The organism is Nonomuraea sp. NPDC049419, assembly GCF_040676995.1.
GTDB lineage: Bacteria > Actinomycetota > Actinomycetes > Streptosporangiales > Streptosporangiaceae > Nonomuraea > Nonomuraea salmonea.
The window spans coordinates 171,081-189,356 of the sequence record NZ_JBFAQB010000011.1; the positions used below are offsets into that span (position 1 = coordinate 171,081).

Below are 18,276 nucleotides of genomic sequence, written 5' to 3' on the forward strand. Positions count from 1 at the left end.
CCCGCTCAGTGCGGGATCGCGTCGATGACCTCGCGGGCGCCCTGACGGAGCAGGGCGACGGCGACGGAGGTGCCGAGGGTGGCCGGGTCGAGCGGGCCGGCCCACTCGTGGGCGTCGAGGACCGTCTTGCCGTCGGGGGAGAACACCCGCGCCCGCAGCGACAGACGGCCGTCGCGCTCCGCGCGGGCGTACCCGGCGATGGGGCTGTTGCAGTGACCCTGCAGGACGTGCAGCAGCATGCGCTCGGCGGTGATCTCGCGCCAGGTGGGCTGATGATTGAGGCCGGCGACGGCGTCGATGGTCGCGGAGTCGTCCTCGCGGCACTGCAGCGCGAGCACGCCGGCGCCGATCGGCGGGCACATCGTCTCCAGCGACAGCGTCTCGCTGATGCGCTCGCTCAGGCCGATGCGCTCGAGACCGGACACCGCGAGCATGAGGGCGTCGGCCTCGCCCGCGTCGAGCTTGGCCAGGCGGCTGTTGGCGTTGCCGCGGATCGGCACGCAGCGCAGGCGCGGGTGGGAGGAGGCGAGCTGGGCGACGCGGCGTACCGACGAGGTGCCGATGCGGGTGCCGTCGGGCAGCTCGTCCAGGGTGAGGCCGCCCGGGTGGACGAGCGCGTCGCGCAGGTCGTCGCGCTTGAGGTGGGCGGCGAACACCGTGCCCGCCGGGAGCGGCCGGTCGGCCGGGATGTCCTTCATGCAGTGCACCGCCAGGTCCGCCCGGCCGGTCAGCAGCGCCTCGTCCACCTCCTTGGTGAACGCGCCCTTGCCGCCCAGCGCCGACAGCGCCCCCTGCCACCTGTCGCCGGACGTCGTCACCGGCACGACCTCCGTGCGGATGCCGGGGTGCAGCGCCGCGAGCTCGGCGCGGACGCGTTCGACCTGGGCCAGCGCCATGGGCGACGATCGGGTGGTGATGCGGATGAGCTCGGGTACGGCCATTCGCCGATCGTAGACCGTCACCCCTCGCACCGGACTCGGATTGCCGACGAAATGGATGACGCCGCCTCAGCGCAGGCGTTCCAGCTCGGCCGCGCGCCGCAGATCCTTGGGACGGCCCAGCGCGCGCCGCATCAGGATCAGGTCGTCGAGGCAGGCGTAATGCACCTGGAGACCGTCCCGGCCGGTGGCCGTGAGCGCGCGGTCGAGGAACCCGGGAACGTGCAGGTCGCCCCACGGCAGCGCAGGCGTGCAGCAGTCGCCGCCCGCTCCCCGCACGGTGAACGGCACCTTCGGCCGCAGGAACGATTCCGGCTCCGTGAGCGGCCCGCCGGCCGAGGCGAACGCCTTCGCCAAGGCCGGGGCGTTCGCGGGGTTGCCGTCCCAGAGCAGGTCGAGGTCGCCGGTCAGTTCCTCGGACCCGTGCATGATCCCCGCCACCTGCCCGATCACCACGGCCCTGACGCCGTGCCGGTGCAGGGCTTCGAGCAGCGGGAACGGGTCGAAGCCGATCGCGCCGTCGGTGCCGATCGTGCCGATGTCGTCGTCGGCGTCCTCATGGCCGAGCCCGGTGCTCGTGCGGTAGGTCTCCTGGGTACGGCGGACGGCGGCGCGCAGGCGCTCCAGCGGATCGTTGATCATCCGATGCATGAAACACCGCCGGAGCCCGCGCCGCACCCGAATTTCGCCGCCCGCGCCCGCGGCCGCCCCGGCGGTCTTCCTGTGCGCGACGGGGGCGTGAGGTCAGAGGACGAGCTGGTGGCGGGGACGGCGGGGCTTCCACTCCACGGTCATCACGGTCGCGTCGTCCTGCAGCCGCCCCCGCTGGTGGGCCAGGATCGCCTGGATGAGGCGCCGCAGCGTCTCCGGGATCGGGAGCCCGTCGGCCTCCCGCTTGGTGACGAACCCGATGAACCGCTCGAGCCCGAACCGCTCACCGTCCGGGCTCTGCGCCTCGATGACGCCGTCGGTGTAGAACAGCAGCCGGTCGCCGGGCTGCAGCTGGGAGTGCAGCTCCCCGGTCGAGACGCTCAGCCCGAACCCCATCGGCGGGTCGGGGACGCCCGACAGCGTCGCCACCAGCCGTCCGTCGCGCAGCACCAGCGGCGGGTGGTGTCCGCGGTTGACCCAGGCCAGCAGCCCGGTCCGCAGGTCGAGCGAGGCCAGCACCCCGGTGGCGAAGCGGCCCTCGAACTCGCTCATGATCGCCTCGTCCACCGCCTGCGCGGTCTCGGCCAAGCTCATGCCCTGCCTACGGTGGTTGCGGCTCGCCCCCACGGCGAGCGTGGCGGTCAGCCCGGCGGAGGTGTCGTGGCCCATCGCGTCGTAGATCGACAGGTGCAGGGTGTGGCCGTCGATCGCGTAGTCGTAGGTGTCGCCGCCCATCTCGTACGCGGGCTCCAGCGCCGCGCTGACCACCACGTCGTCCTTGGCGAACGTGCCGGGCGGCAGCAGGTTCCACAGCACCTCGGCCGACAGCGCCATGGGGCGGGCGCGTACCAGCCGGGCCCACGAGTCGCTGTGCGGGCGCTTGCTCAGCACCAGGAGCGCCACCAGCGACGCGAGCGTCTTGATCCGCCGCTCCACCACCTCGCCGCCGTGCGGCACCGTCACGCCGAGCAGGCCGATCCGCTCGGTGCCGTCGAGCAGCGGCGCCCACACCCGGTACGGCCCCTCCCCGCCCGCCGGGGACCGCACCAGCGACATCGACCGGAACGCCCGCCCAGCCAGCGTCCCGTCGATCCTGATCGTGGGCAGCGGGCCGCCCCCCGCGTCCCGCTGGTTCGGCAGCGGGACGAGGAGCAGCTGCTGCAGGTCGGTCACGTAGATCGAGACGTCGGAGAAACCCTCGAGCCGCGCGTGCTCGGAAACCAGTGCGGGCATCTCCTCCATGCCGGCCAGGTGCATGGCGTCCAGCAGGCCGTCGAGCGTCCGCTCGCCCTCGCTGGGCACGTCGTGCAGTGCCTGCTCACTCTCGCTCCGCAACGCCGTCCCCCCTCCGCGCGGTCCTTTCCTCCCGGCCCCTACCCGCGCGGGCCGCGCTCGATCAGGGGGCGGCGAAGCGGGACAGCAGCGTGTCCGCGGCGGCGAAGCCGGCGACCACGTCGGCGGCGCCGCGCTCCCGCGTCACCGTCCCCACGGCCTGGCCCGCGTAGACGTAGGCGGTGTCGAAGTCGAGGCCCCGCCGTGCCGCCTCCAGCCCGGCGCGTGCCTGCTCGTCGCGGGCCAGCTCGTCCTCGCGGCCCCGCCAGCGGTCGTAGAACGCGTTGCGCAGCGCCCGGCCGCCGTACTCGGGCGGCCACGGCAGCCCCTGGGCGACGTCGAAGACCCGCCCGTACGCGGTGCTCGTCTCCCCGGCGTCGAGCACCCGCCGCAGCCCCTCGGGCGGGAGCGTCGTCTCGGTGCAGCCGAGGAACGCGGTGCCGGCCCAGCCGCCCTCGGCTCCCGCGGCCAGCACGGCGGCCAGCCCGCGCGCGGTGGCGATGCCGCCGGCGGCCAGCACCGGGACGCGGACCGCGTCGAGCACGGTCTGCAGCAGCGGCAGCGTGGCCACGTCGTCGCGGCCGTGCCCGCCGCCCTCGCCGCCCCTGGCCACCACGACGTCCACGCCGGCCCGCTCGGCCTGCACGGCCTCCTCGGTGGTGCCCGCCTGGACGGCCACGGTGATGCCGGCCGCACGCAGCGGCTCGACGTACGGGACGTAGTCGCCGAAACTCACCGACACCAGGGCGGGCCGCACCCGCAGCACCGCCTTCAGGTGCTCGTCGGACAGTCCCCAGGCCAGCAGCCCGATGCCGTACGGCCGCCCGCTCGCGGCGGCGATCCCGGCCTGCTCCTCGATCCACGACACCGGCACCGACGGTGGCACCCCGAACATGCCGAGGGCCCCCGCCGCCGACACGGCCCCCGCGAGCCGCCCGTCGCTCACCCCCGCCATCGGCGCCCCCACCAGGGGCACCTGCAACTCGAACCGCTCGGTCAACCAGGTACGCGGCATGGCTCCTCCTCGCTCAGCCCATGGCGGCCTCAGCGTAACCCCGCCCCCGTTCGACCGCGTACGCGGACGGGGGTGCGGCGGTCCATGATGGGGGCCATGGCTTCTTGGCAGGATTTCCAGCGTCAGGCGCCCGAGCTGGCCGAGGCGGCTCAGCGGGTCATGGACGCGTACAAGCACAAGGTCCTCGCCACCCTGCGCAAGGACGGGTCGCCGCGGGTCAGCGGCACCGAGGTCGACCGCAAGGACGGCGAGCTGTGGCTGGGCTCGATGGGCGGCGCGGTCAAGGCGCACGACCTGCGGCGAGATCCGCGGATGGCGATTCACGTCACGTCCGCGTTCAACGACGATCCCGCCGCGTGGGAGGGCGATGTGAAGCTGGCCGGCCGGGCGGTGGAGATCACCGACCCGGACGAGCTCGCGGCCTGCGGGCAGACCGAGCCCGGCTCCCACCTGTTCCGCGTCGATGTGGGCGAGGTGGTGTGGACCCGGGTCGAGGGCGATGAGCTGATCATCCGGTCCTGGCGCGAAGGGGTGGGGGAACGGGAGTTCCGCCGCAAGTGATCTACTTTGTAAAGGCGGCCTGCTCGAGCACCCGGTGGATCTCCCGCAGGACGAGCGCGGGTTCGGCGAGGTGCACGTAGTGGTCCTGCGTGGCCGCGACGACGTGCCGGCCGCGCGTGGAGAGCCGCGCCGGCTGTTCGCGGGTGTCCTGGGCGCTGATGACGGTCAGGGGCAGGCCGCCCCATGACCCCGGCCCGCGGGGGAGGCTCCGGACGGCGCGGACGGTGGCGTCGTACGCGCGCATCTCGGCAGCGGCGGCGGCCCAGGTGGCCGGGCCGAAGACGACGGGGGCGTTGTCGCGGGTGAGGCGCGGTTCACGGGGATCCACCATCCAGGCTCCGGTACGCAGCAGTCCCGCGCCGGCCGCGAAGGACCACACGTGCGCCTGGATCGTGGCCGGAGCCGCCAGGCCGGTGTTCCGCTCGTCCGCGATGTCGAGCAGCACCAGCCCGGCGACCTGCCCGGGCCGCTGCGCGCGCAGCAGCCGCAGGACGTGCCCGCCCCAGGAGTGCCCGACGAACACGAACGGCCCCCGCTCGCCCGCGTTCGCCAGCAACGTCACGAGTTCAGCCGCCTCGGCCGAGGCGTCCCGCACGCCGGGGCCCGGCTCGCTCCAGGCGTGACCCGCCCGGTCATAGGCGCAGGACCGCCGCCCGGAAGCGGTCAGCTCCCGCTGCAGGCCGTCCCAGGTCGTGGACGAGTCACCCCATCCCGACTCGAACACGACCGCCGGGCTGCCGCTGCCCAGGCAGCGCAGGTGCAGTTGGTGCGTGCCGACGCTGACGAGGCGGCCGGGCGCGGGGAAGCGCCGCGCGTCCGTGCGAGCCATGGACTGCTCGACGGCCGTCCCGGCGAGCGCGGCCACGATGACCAGGCCGAGTGAGGCGGCGAGGATCCGCCGCAGGGGATGCGGCCGCCGCCGTGGGAGGCCGCCGAAGGCGGGGTCGCCTTCGGCGGCGCGCCGGATCGCGCGCGTCCCCACGAGGATGACGGGGAGCATGGTCAGCCAGCCGGGCCAGCCGCTGAGGCCGACGGTCCACGGGTTGCTCAGCGCCCGCTCGTCGTCGGCGCTGAACACGACGTTCACGAAGGCCGTGACCAGCGTGTTGTTGGCCGCGTGGGCGAGCACGCCGGGCCAGATCAGCCCGGACGCCAGCCGCAGCCACCCGAGCAGGACGCCGAAGAACACCGTGGTCACCAGGAAAGGGGCGAACCCCGGCGAAGCGCCCGCGCCGACGTATCCGGGCAGGTGCCACACCCCCCAGATCAGCCCGCTGGCCAGCAGCGCCGGCCACAGGCCGAGCTGCCGGAGCCGGGGGAGCAGGAAGCCCCGCCAGGCCCACTCCTCGCAGAGCGCCAGCGGCAGCACCACCACGAGCAGCCCGATGTTGACCGCCAGCGCGGACAGGATCAGCTGGAGGGGCTCGCCTGTCATGTCGTACGCGGCGCGCAGCCCGGAGAAGTTCTGCAGGTCGGTCGGATACTCCCCCGCCCACGCGCCGATCGCGACGGCGAGGAAGCCGAAGGCGAGCGTGGCTCCGAGCGCGATCGCGCAGAAGCGGACGAGCCGGCGAACCGGGCGGATCGGGACGAGCGCGGTGTCGCGCGCGACGGTGCCCGTCCGTCCGCCCAGGCGCAGGGCCGCGAACGTGGCCAGCCCGACCGCGATCATCCCGCCCGGCGCGACCACGTCGATGCCGGTACGCACCCGCAGCAGCCAGAGCAGCCACGGGATGCCGAAGCCGATGAGCACGAAGACGGTCAGCTCGCGCCGCCGGCCACCGACGGGGCCGCCGGGTGGGCTGGCGAGGCGGCGTTCAGCGGTCGATCGCATAGGGGGAGCCCTTTCTGGGTGAGCCGACGGACAGGTCGCCTGCCTGCGGGAACGCGGCGGACGGTTCGCTCGATGCGGTTCGCTGGATGGTCATGGAGGTCGTTCCTCTCGCTTGCAGGCGGGCCCGCTCGAGTGGCGCGCCTTTTCTATCTGTTATATTTCATCTATATCAGATAAACTGCGAGTGTGCTTCTGACGATCGACCTCGACAGCGAGGTGCCGATTTACCAGCAGATCCGTGACCGGGTGGTGGAGGCCATCGCCGACGGTGATCTGGTGGAGGGATCGGCGCTGCCATCCACCCGGCAGTTGGCCGCCGACCTGGCGATCAACTTCCACACCGTGAACAAGGCCTACGACCTGCTGCGCAGGCAGGGAGTCATCCGGATCAACCGCAAGAGCGGGGCGGTGGTGCGCCGCGACGCCGGCTCGGGGCCCGCGGAGGCGGGCTTCGCCGAGGAGTGGGAGACCCGGCTGCGGACGCTGCTCGCCGAGGCGGTGGTGCACGGCCTCGGCGAGCAGGAGGCGTTGCGGCGGTGCGGTGACGTGCTCGACGCGTTCGGAGCCAGGAAAGGGAGAACACCGGCATGATGATGATCGCCTTGACCTGTCTGTCCCTGGTCGCGCTGCTGACGGCGGTGGCGTGGGCGGTGCCGGTGCTGGGCCGCCCGACGCTGCCGTTCGGCGTGCGGGTGCCCGGCGCCCACGTGGCCGACCCGGCCGTCACCGCCCAGCGCCGCCGCTACACCCGTTCCGTCCTGCTCCTCGGCGGCGTCGCGGCGCTGCTCGCGCCGTCCTCGGCGGTCCTCCTCGGCACGCCGGGCGTGCTGCAGGCCGTCATCGTGGTCCTGGGCGCCGTCCAGATCGGCCTCTTCTACGCCGCTCACCGCGCGGTGGCGGCGGCCAAACGTCGCGGCAAGTGGTACGAGGGAGTGCGGCAGGCGATCGCCGCCGACACCACGCTGCGCACCGACCCGGAGCGCGTACCGTGGCGGCTGCTCATCCCGCCCGTCCTGCTGCTGCTGATCACCGCGGCCGTCGGGTCAACGCGCTACGCCGCCCTGCCGGACACGCTGGCCACGCTGCGCGGCTGGGGCGTCGACGCGGTGACCCGCGTGCCCACGACCCCCGCCACCGCCTTCGCCCCCGTCCTGTCGCAGCTCGCCCTCACCCTCCTCACCCCGCTCCTGGTCGCCGCCCTGCTGCGGGCCCGCCCCGACCTCGACGCGGCCCGCCCCCAAGGGTCGGCCCGCCGCTACCGCGTCTACCTGCGCGGCCTGTCCCGCCTCCTGCTGGCCGGCGTGGCCGGCGCGAACCTCACCCTGCTGCTCCTCGCCCTGCAGATGTGGCAGGTTCTGCCGTCCGGCACGCTCGTGACGGTGCTCACCTGGCTGCCGGTGGCCGCCGTGGCGCTCGCCGGCCTGACCTTCGCGGTACGCGTCGGCGAAGCCGGCCATCGCCTGCCCCCGCTGCCAGGGGAGGAGCAGGAGTCCGGCTACGTCCAGCGCGGCGACGACCGCCACTGGCACCTCGCCGGCATGCTGTACGCCAACCGCATGGACCCGGCGATCCTCGTCCACCAGCGCGTGGGCGGCCGCTGGACCCTCAACCTCGGTAACCCGATCGCCTGGGCGATCGTGGCCGTCATCGCCGTGGTGGCCGTGCTCTCCGTCCTCGGCGTCATCGACCTCCCCGAATCTACAATGTAAAGGCGCGATCCATGAACACCCCCGCTGCCGAGTTCGACATCGGCGAAACCCTCGTCGACCGCCTCGTCAGAACGCAGCACCCGGACCTGGCCGGCCCGCTCACCCTCGTCGCCAACGGCTGGGACAACGTCATCCACCGCCTCGGCCGGGACCTGTCCGTACGCCTGCCGCGCCGCCAGGTGGCCGTCGATCTCATCGTCAACGAGCAGCGCTGGTTGCCGGTCCTGTCCGCGTACGTCGAGGTCGCCCTGCCCGTGCCGGTCAGGGCCGGGGCGCCGGGTGAGGGGTATCCGTGGCCGTGGACGATCGTGCCCTGGTTCGAGGGCCGTACGGTCGCCACGGTGCCGCCGCCCGATCGCGCCGGGCTGGCCGTGCCGCTGGCCGGCTTCATGACGGGCCTGCACCGGCCGGCGCCCCCGGAGGCGCCCCGCAACCCCGTGCGCGGCGTGCCGCTGGCCGCCCGCGACGACGCCGTACGGCGGCGGCTGCCGTCCATCCCCCGCTCGGCCGAGCTGCTCGCACTGTGGGAGAAGCTGGTCGCGCTGCCGCACTGGCAGGGCCCCGCCCTGTGGCTGCACGGCGACCCGCACCCCGCGAACCTCCTCATCGACGAGGGCGGGCTGGCGGCCGTGCTGGACTTCGGCGACCTCACCAGCGGCGACCCCGCCACCGACCTGGCCGCGGCGTGGCTGGTGTTCGACGAGGACGCGCGCGAGGTGTTCCGGGCGCACGTGGACGCCGACGCGATGACGTGGGAACGCGCCCGAGGCTGGGCGCTGTGCATGGGCACCGCGCTGGCCGTGACTTCGGCCGACCACCCGGGCATGGCGGCCATCGGCGAGCACGTACTCGGGCAGGTGCTCCTCAGCTGAACGTGATAGCGTCGCCGGACACCACTGTGACCGGAGGAGGTGAGACCGATCAACGCTGAGACAGGTCGGGGCTCCCTCGTTCGCGTGGCTTGGGGAGCGCCCGCGTGAGGTCCTCCCGAAAGGCGTGGAACGCTGATGCGCTTCACCTCCCTGACGTCGTCCGACGGCGTCACCGAACAGTTCTTCACCCTCGATGACGTCCCCGGCGTCCTGTGGACGCCGCAGGCCGCCGGCCCGCGCCCGCTGATCCTGCTCGGCCACGGCGGCGGCCGGCACAAGACCGCCCCGGGCGTCGTCGCCCGCGCCCGCCGCTACGCCGCCGCGGGCTTCGCGGTGGTCGCGATCGACGCGCCGAACCACGGCGACCGGCCCAAGGACGAGGAGTTCGGCCGGATCGTGGCCGGGCTGCGCGGGGGCGGCGACCCGGGTGCGCTGGTCGCCGCCATGCACGCACACCTGGCCGGCCAGGCCGTCGCCGAGTGGCGCGCGGTGCTGACCGCCGTGCAGCGCCTCGACGAGGTCGGCGACGGCCTGGCCGGTTACTGCGGCCTGTCGATGGGGTGCGGCCTCGGCATCCCGCTCATCGCGGCGGAGCCCAGGATCGGCGCGGCGGTCCTGGGCCTGCTCGGCGCCGACGGCCTGACCGGGGAGGCCGCCCAGGTCAAGGTGCCGGTCCGGTTCCTGCTGCAGTGGGACGACCGGCTGGTGCCGCGCGAGCGGGGCCTGGCCCTGTTCGACGCCCTGGGCACGCCTGACAAGACGCTGCACGCCAACCCCGGCGGGCACGGCGACGTGCCGCCGTTCGAGGTGGACGAGGAGGTGCGCTTCTTCGCCCGCCACCTGGCTCAGTCGGGGCCGGACGGCTCCAGCACGAAGCCGTAGCGGACGCCGCCCTTGCCCAGCCGGGTCGGCCCCTTGCCGACCCGGCTGGAGGGCGGCACCTCGACGCCGCCGACCGGCCTCAAGCGTCCCGGTTCCGTTAGCGGGGCAGGAGACGTCCGGTCAGTGGACGGCGAAGCCGCCGTCCACGAAGAGCATCTGGCCGGTGACGAACGAGCACGCCTCGCTCGCGAGGAACACCGCGGCGCCGCCGAAGTCCTGCGGCAGCCCGTTGCGGCCCACCATGTGGCGGGCGGCGAGGGCTTCGACGCGGCCGGGGACGGCCTGGGCCTCGGCGGTGAGCGGGGTGAGGACGAAGCCGGGGATGATCGTGTTGACGCGCACCCCGTCGACCGACCACGCCTCGGCCTGGGAGCGGGTGAGCCCGGCGAGCGCGGCCTTGAAGGCGCCGTAGATGCCGCTGTCGCCGAAGGCGCTGATCGACTGCTGGGAGCCGACGTTGATGATCCGGCCCCAGCCGCGGGCGGCCATCTTGGGTCCGTAGTGCTGGCCGAGAAGGTAGGGGGCGGTGAAGTTGACGGCCAGGGTGCGCTCGTAGTCGTCCTGGGTGAGGTCGGCCATGGGCTTGCGGATGTTGTTGCCGGCGTCGTTGACGAGGATGTCGATGTCGCCCGCGGTGGCCAGGACGCGTTCGACGTCGTCGCGCTCGCCGAGGTCGGCGGCGATGGCGGAGGCGGTGACGCCGTGCTCGCGCATGCGGGTGACGGCCTGGTCGAGCGCGCTCTGCGTCCGGGCGACGATGACGACTTCGGCTCCGGCGCGGCCGATGGCCTCGGCCATGGCGTACCCGATCCCGGAGCTGCCGCCGGTGACCAGGGCGCGCCGGCCGTGGAGGGAGAAGAGTTCCCGCAGATAGTCCGACATGGACAGGCAAGCTAGCACTCTGCGGCGCGGAGGAAGAGGAGGGGGGCGATTGCGCGCGGGCATGCGCGGGCGTTAAGCTCGTACGTCCATCACTTCAAGACGGAGCTGTTACAGCCCTCCTGTTAGGAGTATATCAGCGAATGACTAATCGTCAAGATGGTCTCGCCGAAGCCCTTGACACCGAGCAGCGCACTGTGTCGTGGCTGTACGGCCGGCTCGACGCCGCCAGGGAGCGGGCGCGGGCGACGCTGCGCGAGGTGTACGCCAGGGGCGGCGCGGCCGGCACCCGCCAGGCGATGGTGGAGCGCGAGACGATGGCCGCGGAGCAGGCGCGCCGGCTGGCGCAGCTCGACGCGGTCGAGCGGGGCCTGTGCTTCGGCCGCATCGACGACGGCGAGGGCCGCAGCACGTACATCGGCAGGATCGGGCTGCGCGACGAGAGCCACGCGTCGGCGCTCATCGACTGGCGGGCGCCGGCGGCGCGGCCGTTCTACGTGGCGACCGCCACCGATCCCGGCGGCCTGGTGCGGCGGCGGCACCTGCATCTGAAGGACCGCGTGGTGGTCGGCATCGACGACGAGGTGTTCGACCTGGACGGCATGGCCGAGGGCGAGCGCCGCACGCTGGTGGGCGAGGCGGCGCTGCTGGCGGCGCTGCGCCGGGGCCGTACGGGGCGGATGGGCGACGTGGTGGCCACCATCCAGACCGAGCAGGACCGGGTGATCAGGGCCGGGCTGCAGGGGGCGCTGGTCGTGCAGGGGGGTCCGGGCACCGGCAAGACGGTGGCGGCGCTGCACCGGGCGGCGTATCTGCTCTACACCCACCGCGACACGCTGGAGCGGCGCGGTGTGCTGGTGGTGGGCCCCAACCCGATGTTCCTGCGCTACATCAGCCAGGTGCTGCCGGCGCTGGGGGAGACGCAGGTGGTGATGACCACGGTCGGGGAGATGTTCCCCGGGGTGCGGGCGGCGGCGGTGGACGCGCCGGCGCCGGCGGTGGTCAAGGGCGACCTGCGGATGGCCGGGCTGGTCGCCGAGGCGCTGCGGCGGCGGCAGCGGGTTCCGGACGGCGAGCTGGTGGTGGAGCTCGACGGGCTGCGGCTGCGGGTGCCGCACGAGACGTGCCTGCGGTTGCGCGAGCGGGCGCGCGCGGTGCGGCTGCCGCACAACATGGCGCGCAAGCTGTACGTCACCGAGCTGCTGAAGGAGCTGGCCAGGGCCGAGGCGCGGGCGCTTGAGGAGTCGCTGCACATCGAGGACCTGCAGATCGAGGGCGAGCCCGAGCTGAGCGAGCCGCTGGATCTGGAGGGCGACCTGGACGAGCTGGACATCGAGCTGGCCTCGCAGCGCCTGTGGGGCGAGCCGGAGGTGCGGGCGGCGGTGGAGGAGCTGTGGCCTGAGCTGACGCCGCAGCGGTTCGTCGCCGAGCTGCTGTCGTCCCCGGAGGAGCTGGCGGCGGCCGCTCCTGAGGGGCTGGCGTGGCGCGCGCTGGTGCGGCCGCTGGAGTCGCCGTGGACGGCGGGCGACGTGCCGCTGCTGGACGAGGCGGCCGAGCTGCTGGGCGAGGACGACTCGGCGCGGCGGGCGGCGGGCCGGCTGGAGCGCGAGGAGCAGGCCGGGCAGGAGCGGTACGCGGCCGAGGTGCTGCAGGTCACGGGCGTGGCCGAGCAGGGCATCCTGGACCGGGCCGACGTGCTGGCCGAGCGGCACGCCGACGACGGCATCGCCCTGACGACGGCGGACCGGGCGGCGGCGGACCGCTCGTGGGCGTACGGGCATGTGATCGTGGACGAGGCGCAGGAGCTGTCGCCGATGGCGTGGCGGATGGTGATGCGGCGGGTGCCGGCCAAGTCGCTGACGGTCGTGGGCGACCTGGCGCAGACCGGCTCGGCGGCGGGCGCGCGGTCGTGGGGCGAGGTGCTGGACCCGTACCTGGAGGGCCGGTGGCGGGTGGAGCGGCTGGAGGTCAACTACCGGACGCCGGTGGAGATCATGCGGGTGGCGGCCGACGTGCTGCGGGCCTTCGCGCCCGAGCAGGAGCCGCCGGAGTCCGTACGCGAGGGCGAGGCCGAGCCGCGTGCCCTGGAGCTGCCCGTGGCCGGGCTGCCCGGGGTGGTGGCCGAGGAGCTGGCGGCCGTCGGGGAGGGCCGGCTGGGCGTGCTGACCCCTGACGCGCGGCACGCGCAGGTGTCGGCGCTGTTCCCCGACGGCGGGCTCGAGGCGCCGGTGGCGGTGCTGACGGTGGGGCAGGCCAAGGGGCTGGAGTTCGACGCGGTCGTGGTGGTGGATCCCGCGGGCATCCTGGGGCAGTCGCCGATGGGCGGCCAGGACCTGTACGTGGCGGTGACGCGGGCGACGCGGCGGCTGACGGTGGTGTACGAGGGTGAGCTGCCGTCGGTGCTGTCCCGGCTGGCTTAGAAATCTACATCGTAAAGGCGCCGGGCTGGTTCTGAGCACACCGGCGCCTCTACAACCCCTGCACCGATGGCCGAAGGGGCTTGCGCCTCCGGGGTTCGACGCCTTTTATAGTGTTATAGCCACAGTCGAACAGTTGGAGTCCTCATGAAGGACTACGCCGCCCAGGGCCGGTTACGGCGGCTGGCGATCGCGGTGCTCGGTCCCCTGCCGATGTTCCTGGTGCCGGTGCTGCTGGTCGCGACCATGGGTGATGAGCTGCCTCAGCGGGTGCGGGTGCACGGCTGGTCGTTCGCGACGCGGGTGGAGTTCACCTGGCAGGCGTGGTCGGCGCAGCCGGTGTGGGGCCTGCTGGTGTGGGCGGAGGCGCTGGCGTTCCTGTCGTTCTGGCATGTGCCGTGGGGGCAGGCGTTGGTGAACGGGTGGGTGGAGCGGTTGAGGGGGTCGCGTTCGTGCTGATCACGGTGGATTTCGCGGCGGGTCAGCCGTTGTCGGATCAGGTGGCGGGTGCGGTGCGGGCCGCTGTGGCGAATGGGACGGCGAGGCCGGGTGATCGGTTGCCGTCGGCGCGGACGGTGGCGTCGTCGCTGGGGATCAATCTGCACACGGTGTTGCGGGGGTATCAGCAGTTGCGTGATGAGGGGTTGGTGGAGTTGCGGCGGGGGCGTACGGCGGTGATCTCGGGGTCTGCTGATGGGTTGCGGGTGCGGTTGGAGGATGCGGCGCGGGAGTTCGTGGTGGCGGCGCGGCGGGCGGGGGCGTCGGATGCTGAGGCGTTGGCGGCGGTGGAGCGGTTGCTGGGTGAGGTGCGTTAGCGGGTTGCCTGGTTGAGGTTGTCGGCGACGTCGCGGATGGTGCGGGTGACCTGGTCGAGGGCGCGGAGGGTGTCGGTGTCGAGGTGGGCCATGAGGCGTCGGTAGTGTTCGACGCCGGCGTTGTTGATCTCTTCGATGAGGTCGGTGCCGGCGGGGGTGAGTTCGACGCGGCGTACGCGGCGGTCGTGGGGGTCTTCGTGGCGGCTGACGAGGCCGTGGGCGACGAGGCGGTCGACGATGCCGGTGACGGTGCCGAGGCCGACGCCGAGGTCGTGGGCGAGGTCCTGTCCTGAGGCTGAGCCGTTGATGGACAGGAGCATGATGACTTTGAGTTGTCTGAGGGTGAGGTTGGAGGTGAACAGGGGGGATTGGTGTTGCTGGGCGAACAGGCGGGCGAGGGCCCGCTGTGTCTCGTTGATCCGGTGGATCAGTTCTTCGCGTTCGTTGTTCACGCTCACCTCTCGCTTCCTGAGAAGGTTATCAGGAAAGCTTGACGCGGTTAAATATTCGTTAAAGGCGAAGTGTTAGTCTGGGGCGAACTCTTGGAGGGGGAGCTCTGTGACCGCATTCGCCCGGTTGAGCCTGGTCAACCGCAGTTTGGTGATCTTGATGGCGGTCGTGCTCAGCGCTTTCGGCGTGTTCACGATCCCGCAGTTGAAGCAGCAGTTGCTGCCGTCGTTGTCGTTCCCTGGTGCGTTCGTCGTGGCGGCGTATCCCGGGGCGTCGCCGGAGATCGTCGAGGATCAGGTGACGGCTCCGATCGAGGAGTCCTTTCAGGGGCTTGCCGGGATGGAGCAGATGACCTCGACGTCGAAGGAGGGCCTGGCGCAGATCCAGGTGGCCTTCGAGTACGGCACCGACATCGAGGCGTCGCTGAACAAGATGCAGCAGGCGATCAACCGGGCGGCGTTGCCTGACGGGGTGGATCCGCAGGTGGTCGCGGGTAACACCGATGACATCCCGGTGATGGTGCTGGCGGTGGGCGACGGCGGCGACGAGCGGGCGATGGCCGACAAGCTGCGGCGGATCGCGGTGCCGGAGTTGCAGGGCGTTGAGGGCGTCCGGGAGGCGTCGGTCACGGGCACCCGTGACGAGGTCGTCACGATCGAGCCGGACGCGAAGAAGATGGCGCTGGCGGGGGTGTCGGCGGCGCAGATTCCTGAGGTGCTGAAGGCGAACGGGACGCCGATTCCGGCGGGCACGCTGACGACGGACGGCAAGTCGCTGACGGTGCAGGTGGGCTCGCGGGTCGACTCGGTGGCGAAGCTGAAGAACCTGTACCTGACGCCGGCTCAGCCCCAGGCTCCTGCTCAGGCTCATCCGCAGCAGGCGCGGCCGCAGCCGGGCCAGGCTCAGCCCTCCCAGGCGCAGCAGGCGCAGCAGCAGGCGGCGCGGCCGAGGCCGCTCAAGCCGGTGAAGCTGGGTGACGTCGCGGAGATCAAGCGGGGCCTGGCGGACGCGACGGCGATCACCAGGACGGCCGGCAAGCAGAGCCTGGGCCTGTCGGTGACGATGGTGCCGGACGGGAACGCGGTGGCGATCTCGCACGACATCCGTGAGAAGCTGCCGGAGCTGACGAAGGCTTTGGGGGATTCGTCGGACACAGCGGTGTCGGTGGTGTTCGACCAGGCGCCGTATGTGGAGCAGTCGATCGAGAGCCTGACGACGGAGGGCCTGCTGGGCCTGGTGTTCGCGGTGCTGGTGATCTTGGTGTTCCTGCTGTCGGTGCGCTCGACGCTGGTGACGGCGGTGTCGATCCCGTTGTCGGTGGTGATCGCGCTGCTGGTGCTGTGGGCGGGTGACTATTCGCTGAACCTGCTGACGCTGGGCGCGCTGACGATCGCGGTGGGCCGGGTGGTGGACGACTCGATCGTGGTGCTGGAGAACATCAAGCGGCATCTGGCCTACGGCGAGGCGAAGCTCCAGGCGATCTTGACGGCGGTGCGTGAGGTGTCGGGGGCGGTGACGGCCTCGACGTTGACGACGGTGGCGGTGTTCGCGCCGATCGCGCTGGTGGGCGGCATGGTGGGTGAGTTGTTCAGCCCGTTCGCGATCACGGTGACGGTGGCGTTGCTGGCGTCGCTGGTGGTGTCGCTGACGGTGGTGCCGGTGCTGGCGTACTGGTTCCTGGGGGCTCCTGACCTGTCGCCTGAGGAGGCGCGTAAGCAGCGTGAGGAGGCCGAGGCGAAGGAGCTGCGCTCGCCGTTGCAGCGGGCGTATCTGCCGGTGCTGCGGTTCGCGACGCGGTTCAAGCTGGTGACGATCCTCATCGGGGTGGCGGTGTTCGTCGCGACGATGGGTCTGGCGGGCAGTCTGCGGACGAACTTCCTGGACGCCTCCGGGCAGAACACGTTGTCGTTGTCGCAGCGGATGCCGGTGGGCACGGATCTGGCGACGACGGACAAGGCGGCGGCGAAGGTCGAGGAGGTGCTCGCCGATCAGGCGGGTGTGGAGACGTACCAGGTGAACGTGGGTGGCGGGAACGCCATGACGGGTGGTCTGGGCGGTGGCGCGGATCGGGCGTCGTTCTCGGTGACGCTGGGTGAGGACGCCGACGCCGCGGTGGTGGAGCGTGAGCTGCGCGAGAAGATCAACGGCCTGTCGGGTGTGGGTGAGGTGACGGTCGGCGGCGCCGGTGGCGGCGGGTTCGCGACGGACACGATCGACGTGATCGTGCGGGCGGCGGACGTCGAGGCGTTGCGTGCGGCGACGGACCAGGTGAAGACCGCGATGGAGGGTGTGGGCGGTCTGCGGGATCTGTCGTCGAACCTGGAGTCGAGTGCGCCGCGGGTCGAGGTCGTGGTGAACCGGGAGAAGGCGGCCGCGCGGGGCCTGTCGGAGGCGGCGGTGGGTCAGGCGGTGGCGCAGGCGTTCCGTGGTGCGCCGCTGGGGCAGATCACGCTGGAGGGCCGGGCGAGCGATCTGGTGTTGCGGGGTGCGGAGGCGCCTGAGGACATCGAGGCGGTCAAGGATCTGCGGTTGCCGACGGCCGGTGGGCTGGTGTCGCTGTCGTCGGTGGCGTCGGTGCGTCAGGTGGACGGGCCGACGCAGGTGACGCGGATCGACGGTGAGCGTTCTGCGACGGTGTCGGCGCGGGCTGCTGATGCGGGGAACCTGGGTGCGGTGACGCAGGAGCTGACGGAGAAGCTGGACGGGCTGGATCTGGGGGCCGGGGCGTCGTACGAGATCGGTGGTGTGTCGGCTGATCAGGCGGACGCGTTCGCGGATCTGGGGATGGCGATTCTGGCGGCGATCGCGATCGTGTTCATGATCATGGTGGCGACGTTCCGGAGTTTCGTGCAGCCGGTGATCTTGCTGGTGTCGATTCCGTTCGCGGCGACGGGTGCGATCGGGCTGCTGGTGGCGACGGACACGGCGCTGGGCGTGCCGGCGTTGATCGGGATGCTGATGCTGGTCGGCATCGTGGTGACGAACGCGATCGTGCTGATCGACCTGATCAACCAGTACCGTGAGCGCGGTATGGGCGTGGTGGAGGCGGTGATCGAGGGTGGCCGGCGGCGGTTGCGGCCGATCCTGATGACGGCGGTGGCGACGATCTGCGCGCTGACGCCGATGGCGCTGGGTGTGACGGGGTCGGGCGGGTTCATCTCGCAGCCGCTGGCGATCGTGGTGATCGGCGGGCTGGTGTCGTCGACGCTGCTGACGCTGGTGCTGGTGCCGACGCTGTATGTGGTGGTGTCGCGCCGCCGCGACGACGGCCCGCGTCACGCGGCGGGCGAGCCTGCGGCGAAGAAGGAGGACCTGGCCGCTCACCCGGCCTGATCTGTACGCGCGCGCCCGGCGGGGTCGTTCCCCGCCGGGCGCGTTTGCGTGTGTGCATGCTGGTGGGCATGAGCTTCGAGGATGTGGTGCGGGTCCGGCCCGCGCGTGCGGAGGACCGTGACGCGGTGCTGGCCTTGGCCGGGCGGCTGACGGAGGGGGTGGCCGAGTGGCGTGACGCTCGGGCGGTGGTGGCGGCGGCCCGTGATTGGCTCGCGGCGTTCCTGAGCGCGGGTGATGCGGCGCGGGGCGCGGTGTTCGTGGCGGTGGCGGGGGGTGAGGTGGTGGGGGTGGTGTCGGTCAACACGCAGGACCATGTCACGGGGACGCCGGAGGCGTACGTCGGGGAGCTGGCGGTGGCCGCGCATGCCGCGCGGCTGGGGGTGGGGCGCCGGCTGGTGGCGGCGGCCGAGGAGTGGGCGCGTGGCCAGGGGGTGCGTCACCTGACGTTGGAGACGGCGGCGGGCAACGTGTCCGCGCGGGGGTTCTATGCGGCGCTGGGGTTCAGGGAGGAGGCCGTGCGGCTGACGCGCGTGCTGGACGAGCCCTGATTCCAAAGGTTTCCTTGACATGTGGGTGCTGTGCGGCGAA

Annotated in this window: 17 protein-coding genes; 10 read left to right on the forward strand and 7 right to left on the reverse strand. The window is 72.4% G+C overall.

What is annotated here, in order from left to right; genetic code table 11:
* Window positions 1-5 precede the first annotated feature (5 nt).
* The 4 genes from hemC to AB0K12_RS29245 all read right to left on the reverse strand — a co-directional run bounded on the left by hemC (window position 6) and on the right by AB0K12_RS29245 (window position 3,936).
* Complete coding sequence (gene hemC, locus AB0K12_RS29230) at window positions 6-941, reverse strand: hydroxymethylbilane synthase (RefSeq protein WP_364567972.1); 936 nt, start codon at window positions 939-941, stop codon at window positions 6-8.
* 66 nt (window positions 942-1,007) lie between these two features.
* Window positions 1,008-1,580, reverse strand: coding sequence for a hypothetical protein (locus tag AB0K12_RS29235; protein ID WP_364567975.1), 573 nt, complete (start codon window positions 1,578-1,580; stop codon window positions 1,008-1,010).
* A gap of 102 nt (window positions 1,581-1,682) precedes the next feature.
* Window positions 1,683-2,924 (reverse strand): PP2C family protein-serine/threonine phosphatase, encoded by a 1,242-nt coding sequence (locus tag AB0K12_RS29240; protein WP_364567978.1) that lies wholly within the window; start codon window positions 2,922-2,924, stop codon window positions 1,683-1,685.
* Between the two features lie 61 nt (window positions 2,925-2,985).
* Complete coding sequence (locus AB0K12_RS29245; protein ID WP_364567981.1) at window positions 2,986-3,936, reverse strand: nitronate monooxygenase; 951 nt, start codon at window positions 3,934-3,936, stop codon at window positions 2,986-2,988.
* A gap of 96 nt (window positions 3,937-4,032) precedes the next feature.
* Between AB0K12_RS29245 and AB0K12_RS29250 the strand changes: the two genes are divergently transcribed.
* A complete protein-coding gene (locus AB0K12_RS29250; RefSeq protein WP_364567984.1) occupies window positions 4,033-4,497 on the forward strand; it encodes a pyridoxamine 5'-phosphate oxidase family protein in 465 nt (154 codons plus the stop codon).
* A gap of 1 nt (window position 4,498) precedes the next feature.
* On the opposite strand, the gene AB0K12_RS29255 is transcribed toward AB0K12_RS29250, so the two are convergent.
* Window positions 4,499-6,331: an alpha/beta fold hydrolase gene (locus AB0K12_RS29255; RefSeq protein ID WP_364567987.1), complete on the reverse strand. Its 1,833-nt coding sequence runs from the start codon at window positions 6,329-6,331 to the stop codon at window positions 4,499-4,501.
* 186 nt (window positions 6,332-6,517) lie between these two features.
* On the opposite strand from AB0K12_RS29255, the gene AB0K12_RS29260 reads away from it, so the two are divergent.
* The 4 genes from AB0K12_RS29260 (at window position 6,518) to AB0K12_RS29275 (ending at window position 9,794) form a co-directional block, all read left to right on the forward strand.
* Window positions 6,518-6,922: a GntR family transcriptional regulator gene (locus AB0K12_RS29260; RefSeq protein ID WP_364567990.1), complete on the forward strand. Its 405-nt coding sequence runs from the start codon at window positions 6,518-6,520 to the stop codon at window positions 6,920-6,922.
* The gene (locus AB0K12_RS29265; protein ID WP_364567993.1) at window positions 6,919-8,040 is read left to right on the forward strand and encodes a hypothetical protein; all 1,122 of its coding nucleotides are present in this window, start codon (window positions 6,919-6,921) and stop codon (window positions 8,038-8,040) included. Before AB0K12_RS29260 ends, AB0K12_RS29265 begins: the two co-directional genes overlap by 4 nt.
* Window positions 8,041-8,051: 11 nt before the next feature.
* A complete protein-coding gene (locus tag AB0K12_RS29270; RefSeq protein WP_364567995.1) occupies window positions 8,052-8,912 on the forward strand; it encodes an aminoglycoside phosphotransferase family protein in 861 nt (286 codons plus the stop codon).
* Between the two features lie 135 nt (window positions 8,913-9,047).
* Window positions 9,048-9,794 carry an alpha/beta hydrolase gene (locus tag AB0K12_RS29275; protein WP_364567997.1) on the forward strand — a complete coding sequence of 249 codons (747 nt, stop codon included), beginning with the start codon at window positions 9,048-9,050 and terminating at the stop codon, window positions 9,792-9,794.
* Window positions 9,795-9,914: 120 nt separating this feature from the next.
* On the opposite strand, the gene AB0K12_RS29280 is transcribed toward AB0K12_RS29275, so the two are convergent.
* Window positions 9,915-10,676 (reverse strand): SDR family oxidoreductase, encoded by a 762-nt coding sequence (locus tag AB0K12_RS29280; protein WP_364568000.1) that lies wholly within the window; start codon window positions 10,674-10,676, stop codon window positions 9,915-9,917.
* A gap of 140 nt (window positions 10,677-10,816) precedes the next feature.
* On the opposite strand from AB0K12_RS29280, the gene AB0K12_RS29285 reads away from it, so the two are divergent.
* From AB0K12_RS29285 to AB0K12_RS29295, 3 genes are all read left to right on the forward strand, one after another.
* Window positions 10,817-13,093: an ATP-binding domain-containing protein gene (locus AB0K12_RS29285; protein WP_364568003.1), complete on the forward strand. Its 2,277-nt coding sequence runs from the start codon at window positions 10,817-10,819 to the stop codon at window positions 13,091-13,093.
* Window positions 13,094-13,237: 144 nt separating this feature from the next.
* Window positions 13,238-13,549, forward strand: coding sequence for a hypothetical protein (locus AB0K12_RS29290; protein ID WP_364568006.1), 312 nt, complete (start codon window positions 13,238-13,240; stop codon window positions 13,547-13,549).
* Window positions 13,543-13,905 (forward strand): GntR family transcriptional regulator, encoded by a 363-nt coding sequence (locus AB0K12_RS29295; protein WP_364568009.1) that lies wholly within the window; start codon window positions 13,543-13,545, stop codon window positions 13,903-13,905. Before AB0K12_RS29290 ends, AB0K12_RS29295 begins: the two co-directional genes overlap by 7 nt.
* Here the strand turns inward: AB0K12_RS29295 and AB0K12_RS29300 are convergent.
* Entirely contained in the window at window positions 13,902-14,363 is a 462-nt protein-coding gene (locus tag AB0K12_RS29300) for a MarR family transcriptional regulator (RefSeq protein ID WP_364568012.1), read from the reverse strand. The genes AB0K12_RS29295 and AB0K12_RS29300 overlap by 4 nt on opposite strands.
* Window positions 14,364-14,463: 100 nt before the next feature.
* Here AB0K12_RS29300 and AB0K12_RS29305 point away from each other — a divergent pair, with 100 nt between their 5' ends.
* On the forward strand, window positions 14,464-17,688 hold the full coding sequence (locus AB0K12_RS29305; protein WP_364568015.1) for an efflux RND transporter permease subunit: 3,225 nt from the start codon (window positions 14,464-14,466) through the stop codon (window positions 17,686-17,688).
* 68 nt (window positions 17,689-17,756) lie between these two features.
* On the forward strand, window positions 17,757-18,236 hold the full coding sequence (locus AB0K12_RS29310) for a GNAT family N-acetyltransferase (RefSeq protein WP_364568018.1): 480 nt from the start codon (window positions 17,757-17,759) through the stop codon (window positions 18,234-18,236).
* The last annotated feature ends 40 nt before the right edge of the window (window positions 18,237-18,276 follow it).

Coding starts and splice junctions, on each gene's coding strand:
- hemC (WP_364567972.1), bottom strand. CDS start 941: ATGGCCGTACCCGAGCTCATCCGCATCACCACCCGATCGTCGCCCATG.
- AB0K12_RS29235 (WP_364567975.1), bottom strand. CDS start 1,580: ATGATCAACGATCCGCTGGAGCGCCTGCGCGCCGCCGTCCGCCGTACC.
- AB0K12_RS29245 (WP_364567981.1), bottom strand. CDS start 3,936: ATGCCGCGTACCTGGTTGACCGAGCGGTTCGAGTTGCAGGTGCCCCTG.
- AB0K12_RS29250 (WP_364567984.1), top strand. CDS start 4,033: ATGGCTTCTTGGCAGGATTTCCAGCGTCAGGCGCCCGAGCTGGCCGAG.
- AB0K12_RS29255 (WP_364567987.1), bottom strand. CDS start 6,331: ATGCGATCGACCGCTGAACGCCGCCTCGCCAGCCCACCCGGCGGCCCC.
- AB0K12_RS29265 (WP_364567993.1), top strand. CDS start 6,919: ATGATGATGATCGCCTTGACCTGTCTGTCCCTGGTCGCGCTGCTGACG.
- AB0K12_RS29270 (WP_364567995.1), top strand. CDS start 8,052: ATGAACACCCCCGCTGCCGAGTTCGACATCGGCGAAACCCTCGTCGAC.
- AB0K12_RS29275 (WP_364567997.1), top strand. CDS start 9,048: ATGCGCTTCACCTCCCTGACGTCGTCCGACGGCGTCACCGAACAGTTC.
- AB0K12_RS29280 (WP_364568000.1), bottom strand. CDS start 10,676: ATGTCGGACTATCTGCGGGAACTCTTCTCCCTCCACGGCCGGCGCGCC.
- AB0K12_RS29285 (WP_364568003.1), top strand. CDS start 10,817: ATGACTAATCGTCAAGATGGTCTCGCCGAAGCCCTTGACACCGAGCAG.
- AB0K12_RS29290 (WP_364568006.1), top strand. CDS start 13,238: ATGAAGGACTACGCCGCCCAGGGCCGGTTACGGCGGCTGGCGATCGCG.
- AB0K12_RS29310 (WP_364568018.1), top strand. CDS start 17,757: ATGAGCTTCGAGGATGTGGTGCGGGTCCGGCCCGCGCGTGCGGAGGAC.